This window comes from Kitasatospora sp. CB01950 (assembly GCF_001905465.1).
GTDB lineage: Bacteria > Actinomycetota > Actinomycetes > Streptomycetales > Streptomycetaceae > Kitasatospora.
Window position 1 is genome coordinate 867,834 of sequence record NZ_LISX01000001.1, and the last position, 12,699, is coordinate 880,532.

Here is a 12,699-nt window from a genome sequence, read left to right on the forward strand (position 1 = left end):
GTATTTCCCGGTGCCCGGCCCGTACGAGCGCCGGGCGGCTCGTTCAGCCGGTCGTGCCGAGAGCAAGCATCCGGTCGACCAGTCGGGCAGCGGCCCCGCCGTCGTCGAGCGGGCAGAACCGGTCGCGGAACGCGCGGTAGCGCTCCCCGTACCGCGCCGGGTCGAGGTCGCGCAGCGCGGCCACCACCTGCTCGGAACCGGCCAGCAGCGGGCCCGGGGCGTGCTTCTCGAAGTCGAAGGTGAAGCCGCGCAGGCGGTCGCGGTAGTGCTCCAGGTCGTAGGTGAAGAACAGCATCGGGCGGCCGGTCACCGCGAAGTCGAACATCACCGAGGAGTAGTCGGTGACCAGCACGTCGGCGATCAGCAGTAGGTCCTGGACGTCCGGGTAGTCGGCGACGTCGCGGACGAAGTCGTCGTCCGGCAGCGCGCCGCCGCAGTGCACATGCGGGCGCAGCAGCAGCACATGGTCGTGGCCGAGGGCGGCCCGGGCGGCGGTCAGGTCGAGGTGCAGGTCGACCTCGAATCGGTCGCCGGCGCCGCGCCGGTCGTCCCGCCAGGTCGGCGCGTACAGCACCACCCGGTGGCCGGGCGGCACGCGCAGGCGGCGGCGGACAGCGGCCACCTCGTCCGGGTCGGGCCGGACCAGCCGGTCGTTGCGCGGGTAGCCGCCCTCCAGTACCTCGCCGCGGTGGCCGAATGCGGCGATCAACTCCGGGGTGGCGAACGGGCTGGGCGACAGCAACAGGCTCCACTGCGGTACCTCCCGGTCCAACCGCTCCAGGTAGCCGTCGGCGGTGGCGCAGCCCTGAGGCATCCGATGGCCGATCCGCTTCAGCGGGGTCCCGTGCCACAGCTGCACCACCACCTGGCCGTCGCGGCGCCGCAGGAAGTCCGGGAAGTGCGTGTTGCCGACCAAGTAGCGGCAGGTGGCGAGTGCTTCGTACCACTCGGGGCTCCACTGGCGGACCGCCCGGACCGGCCCGGGCGGTTGCTCCTGGCCATCCTCGATCACCCACAGGTGCTCCAACGGAAGCTGCCGGCGGGCGAGTTCGGCATGCACGGCGCGCGGGTTGCAGGAGTAGCCGCGGCCCCCGAAGACGTCGTACAGCACCGCGTCGCGCAGCGGGCGGCGGCGGGCGGACGGGTAGCTCTCGGTACGCAGCCGGTGCTGGCGCAGGGCGCTGCGCTCCAGGGCGGCAAGTACCGGGAGGCTGTCCACGATCAGGGTGTCGTGCCAACGGCGTTGTAGCAGGAAGGACTTGGTGCCGACTCGGGCGCGGGCCGGGAGCAGCGGCAGGGTCGCCGGGTGCAGCCGCAGCGGGTGGCCCGGGTGCCCGTCCTGGCCGGTGGGACACAGCGCGGCTGCCCAGATGCCCTTGCCGAGCGGGCGGGGTGCGCCGTCGGGCCCGTCGGGGGCGAGCGGCAGCCGGGCGGTGAACCGGCCGTCCCCGGACAGGTGGACCGGAGTGCGCCGTTCGCGGCCGTCGCCGCAGTGCCGCAGCACCAGCTCCAGCGGGGTGTCCAAGGACCCGGCGAATTCGCCGGCGAGGTCGAAGCCGCTGTCGGCGGGAGTGATCAGGTCGATCAGCGGCTCGGCCGACTGGACGCAGAACTGCAGTCGGTCGTCGGCGAGTTGTTTGGCGTACAGCACCCTGCCTGCGGGCTCCGGCAGCTGACAGGCACCGGTGGGCGGGTTGCGCAGGACGAGCGGAGCGTCGCCGTCGGGCAGCGTCAGCGAGGGTTCCCAGTGGCCCTCGGCGAGACGCGGAACGGTGCCGGCCACGGCAGTGAACCCGTGGCCCTGCCAGTGCACCAGGCTCTGTACGACGGCGCCGGTGTCGCGGTGCCGCAGCACCAGGGCGCCACCCGTGGCGGTGGCGGTGCCACGCAGCTCGAAGCCGTCGGGGTGGGCACGGCAGGAGTCGACCACAGCGCGGGCCGGACGCACTGTCAGGTGCAGTGAGCCACCCTCGACGACCGGCACCAGTTGGAGCCCGCGGCCGATCCATCCGGTGGGCGGGTACTCGCCGCTGCCGCACCAGTACGCGGCCAGCGGGGCGCGGGCCCGGTGCGGGCCGCAGCTGACCGCCGCCTCCACCCGCCAACCGGTGACCTCGCGCATCGCGGGGGTGTCCAGCAGCGCCGGGTCGAGGTGGGCGGTGAAGCCGGTCCAGTCGAGGTTGTGCCGGGTCTGCGCGCTCTCGTCGGTGGCCTCCGGAAGGTAGCGCGGGACGGTGCGCAGCCGCAGCGGGCGGTGGTTGCCGTCGGTGGCATGCAGTTCCAGGACGATGCGGGTCTGTCCGGGGCGTTCGCCGGGTGCGTCGAGGAGCCTGCCCTCGCCGGTCAGGACGAGTTCGCCGCTCTCCCAGTCGGCGCGGCGCAGCATTGCGGCGGCAGCCGGTTCGGTGGGACGTGCAGGCCGGGCGACGGCGAGGCGCCGTACAAGGGGGGACATTCCCGATATCCCAGTGCACAAAGGGGGGGAAAGTCAATTCCCCCCCTTTGTCAAAAAAGGGGGGGAATTGATTTATTCACATATTATATTCGCTTTTATTGGGGCTGTGCCGCTCGCTCATTTGCCTTCTGCCAGCAGTGCGTCCGTCACCCGACCGGCCGCACCGCCGTCGTCGAGGTCGCAGTACGCCTCGCGGAATGCCGCGTACTTGTCGGCGTACTCGGCGGTGACCTGCGACAGGTCGCCGAGCGCGGCGACCACCTCGGCGGAGGTGGACAGCAGCGGGCCGGGGGCCCGGTTCTCCAGATCGAGGCTGAAACCGCGCAGGTTGTCGCGGTAGTGCTCCAGGTCGTAGGTGAAGAACAGCACCGGGCGGCCGGTGTTCATGAAATCGAACACCGAGGACGAGTAGTCGGTGACCAGAACGTCCGCGATCAGCAGCAGCTCCGCCATGTCGGGGTAGGTGCTGACGTCCCAGACGTAGCCGTTGCCGGCCTCGGGGAGTCGGCCGCGGACCACCTCGTGGGCGCGCACCAGCAGCACCTGGTCGTCGCCGAGGGCGGCGCGGGCCGCCTCCAGGTCGAGCTGCAGGTTCAGCTGGTAGCCGCCGTCGGGCAGTCGACGGTCCTCGCGGAAGGTCGGCGCGTAGAGCACCACCTGCTTGCCCTCGGGCAGGCCCAGCTGCTCGCGGACCCGCTCGGCGGTCTTCTCCCGGTCGGCGGCGAACAGCAGGTCGTTGCGCGGGTAGCCGCTCTCCAGCACCTGGCCCTTGAAGTCGAAGGCACGGCGCAGCACGGGCGCGGCCCAGCGGCTGCCCGCCACCATCAGGCTCCACTGCGGCACCTCCTCCTTGAGGTGCTCCAGGTAGCCCGAGTCGGTGAACCAGACCTTCTCGAAGTCGGTGCCGATCCGCTTCAGCGGGCTGCCCTGCCAGGTCTGCAGGACGACCTGGCCGGGGCGGCGGCGGAAGTACGTCGGCAGGTGGGTGGAGGTGACGATGTACTTGGCGGTGGCCAGCGCCTCGAACCACTCGGGGGAGCGGTGCCGGATGCACTCGGCGGTCTGCGGCAGCTCGGCCTGCAGGTCGACGGAGGTCCACAGGTGGCGCAGCGGCAGGCCGCGGCGGACCAGCTCCTCGTGCACGGCGCGCGGCGAGTCCGCGTACAGGCCGCCGTCGGCGGCCCACCAGTCCTCGCGGACGGTGTGGTACAGCACGGCGTCGGTGAGCGGACCGTACTGGCCCTTCTTGTAGGCGTCCCGCAGCAGGCGCTGCCGGTAGCCGCTGCGCTCGGCCGGCGACAGCGGGTCGTGGGCCTCCAGCGACAGGCTGTCGAAGGCGCGGCGCTCCAGCACGACCCGCTTGCCGCGGGCCGTCACCTCCATCGGCAGCGCGTCGAACGTGGACGCGGCGAGCGCCGCGGACGGCCACTCGCTGTCGACGGGGGCGCCGAGCGGGCGGAACAGCACCGTCCAGGTGCCCTTGTGCAGCGGGACCAGGCCGGCGAAGGACGCGGTCGGCAGCGCGGGCAGCGCGGCCCGGAAGCGGCCGTCGGCGATCTCCACCGGGTAGGCGTGCTCCTCGCGGCGCTTGCCGTGCTGGATCACCAGTTCGTAGCGGTGGGCGCCGGGCAGCGGGAACGAGCCGCTGAGCACGAAGCCCTCGCCGTCCTTGGCCCGGGCGACCTCCTCGACGACCGGCTGCACGACCTGGTCGCACAGCTGCAGGTAGCCGCTGGGGGAGGGCTTGGCGTACAGCGTGCGGGCGCCGTCGTCGAGCGGCAGGTGCAGCTCGACGGGCGCGCGGCGGTCGTCCAGGACGAGGGCCAGCGCGGTGCCGTCGGCGAGCTTGAGTTCGAGGTCCCAGCGGTCGCGGGTGCGCTTCTCGGCCGTCGGGTCGAGGGCGTTCCACGCCTCCCGGACGGCGGTCAGCTCGGAGACCCGGAGCCGCGCGGTGAACGGCAGGTCGCGGCCGGACGGGACGCCCAGCTCCAGCGGCACGAACACGTCGCGCTCGGACTCGACGTGCTTCAGCCGCAGCTCCGCACCGGCCAGGTCGGCGCCGGAACGGACCAGGCCGCGCAGCTCGACGGTGCCGTTCTCGGCGCTCACCGCGAGGGCCCGGGCACGCACCCGCTCCACCCGCAGCAGCAGGTGGCCGTCACGCGACCACGGCACGACCCGGACGTCGTCCTCGACCCAGTGCACGGGCGCGTACTCGGCGCGGTCGTGCCAGCCGACCGACACCCGGCCCTTGAAGACGCCGCCCTTGCCGGCGCCGGCCACCAGCACCCGCCAGGAGCCGTCCTTCCACTCGCCGCGGTGCTTGAGCCGCGCCGGGTCGATGGTGGCGGAGAAACCCGCCCAGTCGCAGCTGTACAGGTCGTGCGGGGAGCTGGCGGTGGCCTCCGGGCTGAACTCGGCCTTGGTCTGCACGGCCACCACGCGACGGCCCTTGGCCTCGCGCAGGACCAGCGCCTTGACCATGTCGTGCTTGTTCTCGGCGCCCAGGTGCTCCGGGAAGGCGTGCCCGGTCAGCTGCAGCTTGTCGCCGGCCCAGCGGGCCTCGTACACCCGGGAGCGCATCACCAGGGCGTTGTTCAGCCGCAGCACGTCCGCGGGGACGCTCTTGCGGCCGCCGCGCAGGAACGGGTAGTCCGCGTACGGGCGGAGCAGACCGCGGGCCGGGGCGGCGCCGTTGCTCTCCTTCTCGAAGCGCAGCTGCTCGATCAGCTCGTCGAGCCGGCCCTGCAGGGTCAGGTGGTACTTCAGGCGCAGCGGGGCGCGCAGCTTGCGGACCTGCTCCGGGCCGATCGCGCGCAGCAGGCGGCCGGCCGACTCCAGGTAGGCCGCGTTGTACTCCGGGTCGCCCTCCAGCACCGAGCCGAAGAACATCGGGATCTCCTCGACGAGGTTGTTCTCGTCGTAGGCGTGCAGGTACTTGCGGAACTTCGGGTCGCTCTGCTTGCCCAGCCAGTCGCGGACCAGCTCCATCGACTTGACCCGGTCGATGACGCCCTTCGGGTTGGTCTTCATCTGGGTGATCGACATCTCGCCGACCTCCCGCTCGCGCCAGTGGTAGATCGGCTCGGCGAGCACGTCGACCCGGCGGGCCAGGTAGTGGTGCGGCACGCTGACCGGGGCGTCCTCGTACAGGATGCCCTCGGGGTAGAGCACGCCCGCCTGGTCGAAGAACGAGCGGCGGTACACCTTGTTCCACGCGGTGCGGTCGGTGACCAGCGCCGGGACCTCGGTGATGTGGGTGCGCAGCCGGGTCGCCGCGAACGGCTTGCGGTGACCGCCCGACTGGTAGTGGCCGACGGCGCGGAATCGCAGCACGTTGCCGGTGCAGAAGTCCGAGCCGGTCTCGTCCAGAGTGCCGATCATCAGCTCGTACGCGGACGGCGGCATGGTGTCGTCGCTGTCGACGAACGCGAGGAACTCGGTGCCCTCGGAGATGTGGCGGTAGCCGGTGTTTCGCGCCGCGCCGAGGCCCTTGTTCACCTGCTGGACCAGCCGGAAGCGAGAGTCCTTCGCGGCGTAGGCCTTGGCGATGTCGGCGCTGGAGTCCTTGGAGCCGTCGTCGACCATGACGCATTCGAAGTCGTCGAAGGTCTGGGCGGCGATCGAGTCGAGGCACTCCTCGAGATAGCGCTCGACGTTGTAGATCGGGACGACGACGGACAGACGGGGGGCCATCGGGAGCGCAGAGCCTTTCCTCAGGGAGTGCGGCCGGGTGGGCCCGGCAGATGTGTCGAACCCGGACCGGCACCGGCCGCGATCCTACCTCTCCGGGCTTGCTAGTCTGCGCCTGGCCAGGCCAGGTCAGGAGAGTGAAGAGATGCCGCGGTTCAGCGTGATCGTGCCCGTCCACGCCGTGGAGGAGTACCTCCCCGCCTGTCTGGGCTCCGTCCTGGAACAGACCTTCACCGACTTCGAGCTGATCGCCGTCGACGACCGCTCGCCCGACAACTGCGGCGCGATCCTCGACGAAGTGGCCGCCAGGGACAGCCGGGTGACGGTCCGTCACCTCGAGGAGAACGTCGGCCTGGGCCTCGCCCGCAACGCCGGACTGGAACTCGCCACCGGCGACTACCTGATCTTCCTGGACAGCGACGACACCCTCACCCCCGACCTGCTCGCCGCCACCGACGCCCGGCTGCGCGCCACCGGCGACCCCGACCTGCTGGTGTACGACTACGCCCGCAGCTACTGGGACGGCCGCGTGGTGCGCTCCGCCTCCGCCCCCGTGTTCGCCAAGCCCGGCGCCGACACCTTCACCCTGGACGAGCGCCGCGACCTGCTCGACCTGCTCCAGGTGGTGTGGAACAAGGCCTACCGGCGCGCGTTCGTCGAGCAGCAGGGCCTGACCTTCCCGCCCGGCTACTACGAGGACACCCCCTGGACGTACCCGGCGCTGCTCGCCGCCGAGTCGATCACCCTGCTCGACCAGGTCGGCGTGCACTACCGGCAGCGCCGCGAGGGCGGCAACATCCTCGCCACCGCCTCCCGCAAGCACTTCGACGTCTTCGAGCAGTACGACCGGGTGTTCGCGTTCCTCGACGCCCGCCCCGACCTGGACCGCTGGCGGCCGGTGATCTACCGGATGATGCTCGGCCACCTCGCCACCGTGGTCACCAAGCCCGGACGCGTCCCCGCCGCCGACCGCCGCGAGTTCTTCCGCCGCGCCGCCGAACACTGCACCCGGCACCGCCCCGACGGCTACCGGCCGCCGGCCGGCCCCGAGGGCGTCCGCGGCGAACTGCTCGGCCGCGGCAGCTACCTCGGCTTCCAGAGCCTGCGGGTGCTCGCCAGGGCCCGCCGCGCCGTCCGCCGCTGAGCATTCGGGCGGGCGGCGCGTCACCCGGACGCAGCACCGCCCGCCCGGTATACAGGGGCGGATGGACTTCCTCGCCCGGCTGCCGCTGATCGGACCGCTGCTGGCCCGGGTGCTGCGCAGCCGCCCCTACCTGGTGTACCGGCTCTTCGCCGAGGTCCAGGGCAACCGGCTGGCCGGGGCGGTCACCTTCTTCGGGTTCCTGGCGCTGTTCCCGCTGCTCACCGTGGCCCTGGCGATCGCCCTGGCCACGCTCTCCGACTCCCGGGTGCACCACCTCCAGGAGCAGATCGCCGAGCAGCTGCCCGGCCTCGCCGACTCGCTCGACCTGAACGCGATGGTCGCCAACGCCGGTACCGTCGGCCTGGTCTCCGGCGCCCTGCTGCTGGTCTCCGGCCTCGGCTGGGTGGACACCATGCGCGGCGCGGTGCGCACGGTCTGGCGGCTGCCCGACGACGCCGGCAACCCCGTTCAGGTGAAACTCCGGGACTGCGCGGTGCTGTTCGGGCTCGGCCTGGTCTGCCTCGCCTCGCTGGCCGCGTCCGCGCTGGCCACCACGCTCGCGCACCGGCTGGCCGACCGGCTCGGCCTGGACGGCGGTGGCGCCCGCTGGCTGCTGTCCGGCCTCGGCTTCCTGATCGCGGTCTGCGCCGACCTGCTGCTGTTCTGGTACCTGCTCGGCCCGTTCCCGCGGATCCGCGGTCAGCACCGACGCGCCCTGCTGCAGGGCGCGTTGATCGGCGCGGTCGGCTTCGAAGTGTTGAAGATCGCACTCTCCTCGTACCTGGGTTCGGTCGCCGGACGCAGCGTCTACGGGGCCTTCGGGGTGCCCGTCGCGCTGCTGCTGTGGATCAACTTCGTGGCCAGACTGCTCATGTACAGCGCGGCCTGGACGGCCCTCGCCGACCCCGAGGCGGCCCGCCGGAGGGCCGTCCGGCAGGCCGAGGCCGCGCTCGCGACCGCCGTCGAATCCGCGCAGCCACCCCCTGTCCGGCATTCGGACGACTGACTATGATCCCGGTCACAACTCATTGCTCGGCTGTCCCTCGGCCGACCGTCTCGCCGGCGCCCCCAGCGCCGGCCAGCATCTCTGGAGGCCGCGTGTCCGTCACCGACACCACCGCCGCGCCGCCCGTACCAGCCACCCCCGACGACGTCCCGGGATGGTTCTTCCGCGTCGACCGCGAGGTCTTCGCATGGCTGCTCGACCGCCAGAGCGCCGCCGGCGTCACCGGCGACCTGCTGGAGATGGGCGCCTACCTGGGCCGCTCCGCGATCCTGCTCGGCGACCACCTGCGGCCCGGCGAGGCCTTCACCGTCTGCGACCTGTTCGACATGGACGCCCCGGACGACGACAACTCCGCCGAGATGACGATGTCCTACCGCTCCACCCTCACCCGGCGCGCCTTCGAGACCAACTACCAGGCGTTCCACGCCGAACTGCCGACGATCATCCAGGCCCCGACCTCGGTCCTCGCCGACGGCCGGATCGCCGCCGACAGCTGCCGCTTCATCCACATCGACGCCTCCCACCTGTACGAGCACGTCGCGGGAGACATCCTGGTGGCCCGCGACGCGCTGGCCGGCAACGGCGTCGTCTCCCTCGACGACTACCGCGCCCCGCACACCCCCGGCGTGCACGCCGCCGTCTGGGAGGCCGTCTTCACCCTCGGCCTGAAGCCGGTGCTGCTCACCCCCGAGAAGTTCTACGGCACCTGGGGCGACGCCGAGGCGGTCCGCGCCGACCTGCTCGCCCGGGACTGGCGCGCCGAGGGCTTCCGCCTCGACGAGGAACACCTCGCCGGGCAGACCTGCCACCGCCTCGCCTGGGACGAGCCCACCGGCCTCCCCGAGGCCGCGGTCCGCGCCCAGTCCGGCGGCTCCGCCGGGGCCGCACGCCCCCACCAGCAGCGCTCGCTGGCCCGCCGGGTCGCCATCGACGTGATGCCCCCGGTCGCCACCCGCGCGGTCCGTCGCGCGCTCAACGCCGGGCGTGCCCGCAAGTCCTCCTGAGTTCCTAGGACTTGTCCGGTCTGCCCGCCCGGGCCTCCCGCAGGGCGGCCCGGCGGCGCAGCGCGCGCAGCCGCAGCATCCCGACCGCCGCCACCGCCGCGCACAGCCCGACCGCCGACCAGGTCGCCGTGCCCGGGCCGTCCGCCACCGCGTGCGCGGCCCGCACCGGGTCCGCCGCGACCGTCGGCCGCTTCGTCGGCGAGGCGCCGGCGGACGGCGCGGCGGGCTGCGCGGCCGACGGCGTCTCGGCGACCGGCTCGGCCGGGCCCGCGGTGGGTTCGGCCGGGGGCGCCTTGTCCTCGGCCAGCGCCCCCACCGGGGTGACCTTCCCCGTCGCGGCGAAGCCCCAGTCCAGCAGCGCCGCCGCCTCGTCGTACACCTTCGGACTGCTCGCCGGGTGCATCACCGTCACCAGCAGGGTCCGGCCGCCGCGCACCGCCGCACCCGTGTACGTCGCCCCCGCGTTGGTGGTGTAACCGTTCTTCACGCCGATCAGGCCCGGGTACTTGCCGAGCAGCCGGTCGGTGTTGGCGATGCCGAAACTGCCCCGCTGCCCGTTCTTGTCGACCGCGCCCGGGAACTGCGCCCACCGCGTCCCGCAGTACCCGCGGAACTCCTCGTTGCGCAGCCCCGCCCGGGCGAACAGCGTCAGGTCGTACGCCGAGGTGACCTGCCCGTCCATGTCGTACCCGTCCGGGCTGACCACGTGGGTGTCCCGGGCCTGCAACTGGTCCGCCCGGGCCTGCATGTCGGCGACGGTCTTCGCCACCCCGCCGTTCATGGTCGCCAGCACGTGCACCGCGTCGTTGCCGGACGACAGGAACACCCCGCGCCACAGGTCCTCGACCTTGTAGTCCAGGTCCTCCTTGATGCCGACCAGACTGCTGCCCGCCCCCATCCCCTGCAGCTCCGACCAGCCCACCCTGTGCACCTCGTCGGCCGGGAAACGCGGCAGCACGGTGTCCGCGAACAGCATCTTCAACGTGGACGCGGGCGGCAGCTGCGCATGCGCGTTGAACGCCGCCAGCACCTCGCCGCTGCCCGCGTCCGCCACCACCCAGGACTTCCCGGTCAGGTTCGACGGCAACGGCGGCGCCCCCGGCCCCGGCGCGACCTGCACACCCGGCGCACCCAGCCGTTCCCCGCCCACCACGGCGGGCGGCGGCGCATCACCGGGCACCGCCGCGACGGCGACCGGCAGGCCGACCGGGAACAGCACCAGCGCGGCAGCGGACGAACCGTGGACGATCCGGCGGACAGTCTGCATTCAGGGAAGCTAACCCGCCCCCGCCGCCCGCACGGCCCGAGCCGCCGCCCGCCGCACGAACGAGTACCGCCCGCTGCTCCGAACGGCGGGCCGCGCATACTGGACGGGCCACCCGTCTGCCCCGAAGGACCCCGCCATGAAGCTCAGCCGCCCGGTCTCCTGGTTCCTCACCGCCTTCGGCGTCTGGTCGATCTTCATCTGGACGACGTTCGCGAAGAACCTCTGGAAGGACTCCGGCGGCCAGGCGTTCGTCAACGGCGACCACGGGCAGCCCACCGCCTTCTTCTGGGTCCACCTGCTGCTCGCCGTCACCTCCCTGCTGCTCGGCCTCGCCATCGGCTGGATCGGCGTCCGCGGCCTGCGAGCCTTGCGCCGGGCGGCCGTCGCGGAGTAGCCCCGGCGCACCCTTGCGGCCGGATTCCGGGGCTGCCAGGATGCGCGGCTGGGCGGTCGATCGATCGTCCGCGCATCGTTTCCTGGGGGGAATCCCGATGTCCCGCACCACCTCCGCGCGGCTGCTCGCCGCCTGCGCCACCACCGCCCTCGCGGCCGGCCTGTTCGCCGCCCCCGCCGCGCAGGCGGTGTCCGACCCCTGGATCACCGGCCCGACCGTTCTGCCGGGCACCTCGCTGGACGGCGAGCGCACCGACGGCTGCAACGCCACTGGCATGCCCGGCTGGGTCACCAACAGCTTCCCGGGCCCGGAGCTGTACGCGAGGACCACCGCGACCGCCGCCACCTTCGAGTTGTGGGACGCGACCGGCACGAAGATCCTCGACACCACCGCTGCGGCCGATGGCCTCGGCAACGTCCGGGCGTTCATCGGCGATCTGGCCGAGGGCCCCGGATACACCTGGCAGGTCCGGCCCGAGTACCCGTCGGGCTCCGGCGCGCCCTCCGCCACCTGCCGGTTCGGCATCGACCGCACCCAGCCGACCGTCGGCGTGAACTCCGTCGACTTTCCGCCGTCCGGCACCGCCGGCCCCTCCAAGTACGCCGGGCAGCCGGGCGTCTTCACCTTCTCCGGCGCCGACGGCGGCTCCGGCCTGGTGTGCTTCCGGTACGTGCTGGACGACACGCCGAGCGTCGGAGGATGCGAGCCTGCGCCGGGCGTCGTCCTGCCCGGGGCGGACGGCACGGTGAGCGTCACCCTCAAGCCGGCCACCTGGGGCACCCACAACCTGTACGTGCAGGCGATCGACGGGGCGGGCAACGCCTCCCAGCCGCTGTCCTACTCGTTCTACGCCCCGTCGAACCCGACGAAGGTCCTCGGCGACGTCGACAACGACGGCGTCCCGGACATCCTGCTGCCTGACTCGCAGGGCAACCTGCTGGTGATCAGCGGCGATGCCGGCAGCACCACCCCGAGTGCCGTGGTGCCCGCCCAGTGGTCGCCCACCGGCACCGGCTGGAGTGGCCTGCAGGTGGTGCACAGGGGCTGGGGCGCGGCCTCGTCCGTGGCCGCCGACACCGTCTACGTCCACGAGCCCGACGGCGAGTACCTGTACCAGTACCTGAACCGCGGCGAGTTCTCGATCGACTCGACCATCCCGCCGTACGTGCGCCACGCCACCTCCTGCACCAACCTGGTCAAGTCCCCGGTGGCCTGCCCGGCCGACCACAGCACGAGCTACGCCGGCGTTCAGCAACTGGTGGCGTTCGGCTCGGTGGACGCGATCAACCCGTACGGTCTCAACCTGTTGGACGTCGAGCAGGGCAACCTGTGGCTCCAGCGCGACCCGTCGCGTTTCACCAAGTCCACCCAGCTGACCTCCACCGGCCTGTGGAACGGCTACGACCTGATCGCCCCCGGCCCCGACGCCGGCGGCAACCTCGCGCTGTGGGCCCGTGAGCAGGCCACCGGTGTTCTGCGCTCCTACGCCGTGCCCAAGCTCGCCAACGGCAGCTTCGACTTCTCCGCGCTCGCCGACCCGGCGGACGGCACCGTGATCGGCAGCTTCCCGGTCGCCGACTACCCGACCCTGGGCAGCTCCGGCGACCTCGACGGGGACGGGCAGGCCGACCTGTACGCCGTCACCGCGGGCCGGCACCTGATCACCTTCAAGGGCGTCGCGCACCCGAAGGACCTCGGCCCGCTGGCCTGATCCGGCATCAGGAATGTCCGTGGTC

8 protein-coding genes are annotated in these 12,699 nt (G+C 72.5%); 5 read left to right on the plus strand and 3 right to left on the minus strand.

Features of this window, described 5'->3' with window-relative positions:
• Window positions 1-43: 43 nt before the first annotated feature.
• Window positions 44-2,455, minus strand: a complete 2,412-nt coding sequence (locus AMK19_RS36870) for a CDP-glycerol glycerophosphotransferase family protein (RefSeq protein WP_143200031.1) — start codon at window positions 2,453-2,455, stop codon at window positions 44-46.
• Window positions 2,456-2,572: 117 nt separating this feature from the next.
• Window positions 2,573-6,151: a bifunctional glycosyltransferase/CDP-glycerol:glycerophosphate glycerophosphotransferase gene (locus AMK19_RS04090; protein WP_073808067.1), complete on the minus strand. Its 3,579-nt coding sequence runs from the start codon at window positions 6,149-6,151 to the stop codon at window positions 2,573-2,575.
• A 142-nt stretch (window positions 6,152-6,293) separates the two neighbouring features.
• Between AMK19_RS04090 and AMK19_RS04095 the strand changes: the two genes are divergently transcribed.
• The 3 genes from AMK19_RS04095 to AMK19_RS04105 all read left to right on the plus strand — a co-directional run bounded on the left by AMK19_RS04095 (window position 6,294) and on the right by AMK19_RS04105 (window position 9,302).
• Complete coding sequence (locus AMK19_RS04095; protein WP_241844214.1) at window positions 6,294-7,292, plus strand: glycosyltransferase family 2 protein; 999 nt, start codon at window positions 6,294-6,296, stop codon at window positions 7,290-7,292.
• Between the two features lie 61 nt (window positions 7,293-7,353).
• A complete protein-coding gene (locus tag AMK19_RS04100; RefSeq protein WP_073808068.1) occupies window positions 7,354-8,298 on the plus strand; it encodes a YihY/virulence factor BrkB family protein in 945 nt (314 codons plus the stop codon).
• A gap of 92 nt (window positions 8,299-8,390) precedes the next feature.
• Window positions 8,391-9,302 carry a class I SAM-dependent methyltransferase gene (locus tag AMK19_RS04105; RefSeq protein WP_073808070.1) on the plus strand — a complete coding sequence of 304 codons (912 nt, stop codon included), beginning with the start codon at window positions 8,391-8,393 and terminating at the stop codon, window positions 9,300-9,302.
• Between the two features lie 4 nt (window positions 9,303-9,306).
• On the opposite strand, the gene AMK19_RS04110 is transcribed toward AMK19_RS04105, so the two are convergent.
• Complete coding sequence (locus tag AMK19_RS04110; RefSeq protein WP_083646470.1) at window positions 9,307-10,569, minus strand: D-alanyl-D-alanine carboxypeptidase family protein; 1,263 nt, start codon at window positions 10,567-10,569, stop codon at window positions 9,307-9,309.
• A 136-nt stretch (window positions 10,570-10,705) separates the two neighbouring features.
• Between AMK19_RS04110 and AMK19_RS04115 the strand changes: the two genes are divergently transcribed.
• Window positions 10,706-10,963, plus strand: a complete 258-nt coding sequence (locus AMK19_RS04115; protein WP_073808072.1) for an SCO4848 family membrane protein — start codon at window positions 10,706-10,708, stop codon at window positions 10,961-10,963.
• 97 nt (window positions 10,964-11,060) lie between these two features.
• Window positions 11,061-12,674: a hypothetical protein gene (locus tag AMK19_RS04120; RefSeq protein WP_073808073.1), complete on the plus strand. Its 1,614-nt coding sequence runs from the start codon at window positions 11,061-11,063 to the stop codon at window positions 12,672-12,674.
• The last annotated feature ends 25 nt before the right edge of the window (window positions 12,675-12,699 follow it).

Bases quoted from the DNA above. Each gene is read 5' to 3' on its own strand.
- AMK19_RS04120 (WP_073808073.1), top strand. From the start codon at position 11,061: ATGTCCCGCACCACCTCCGCGCGGCTGCTCGCCGCCTGCGCCACCACC.
- AMK19_RS36870 (WP_143200031.1), bottom strand. From the start codon at position 2,455: ATGTCCCCCCTTGTACGGCGCCTCGCCGTCGCCCGGCCTGCACGTCCC.
- AMK19_RS04095 (WP_241844214.1), top strand. From the start codon at position 6,294: ATGCCGCGGTTCAGCGTGATCGTGCCCGTCCACGCCGTGGAGGAGTAC.
- AMK19_RS04100 (WP_073808068.1), top strand. From the start codon at position 7,354: ATGGACTTCCTCGCCCGGCTGCCGCTGATCGGACCGCTGCTGGCCCGG.
- AMK19_RS04090 (WP_073808067.1), bottom strand. From the start codon at position 6,151: ATGGCCCCCCGTCTGTCCGTCGTCGTCCCGATCTACAACGTCGAGCGC.
- AMK19_RS04110 (WP_083646470.1), bottom strand. From the start codon at position 10,569: ATGCAGACTGTCCGCCGGATCGTCCACGGTTCGTCCGCTGCCGCGCTG.
- AMK19_RS04115 (WP_073808072.1), top strand. From the start codon at position 10,706: ATGAAGCTCAGCCGCCCGGTCTCCTGGTTCCTCACCGCCTTCGGCGTC.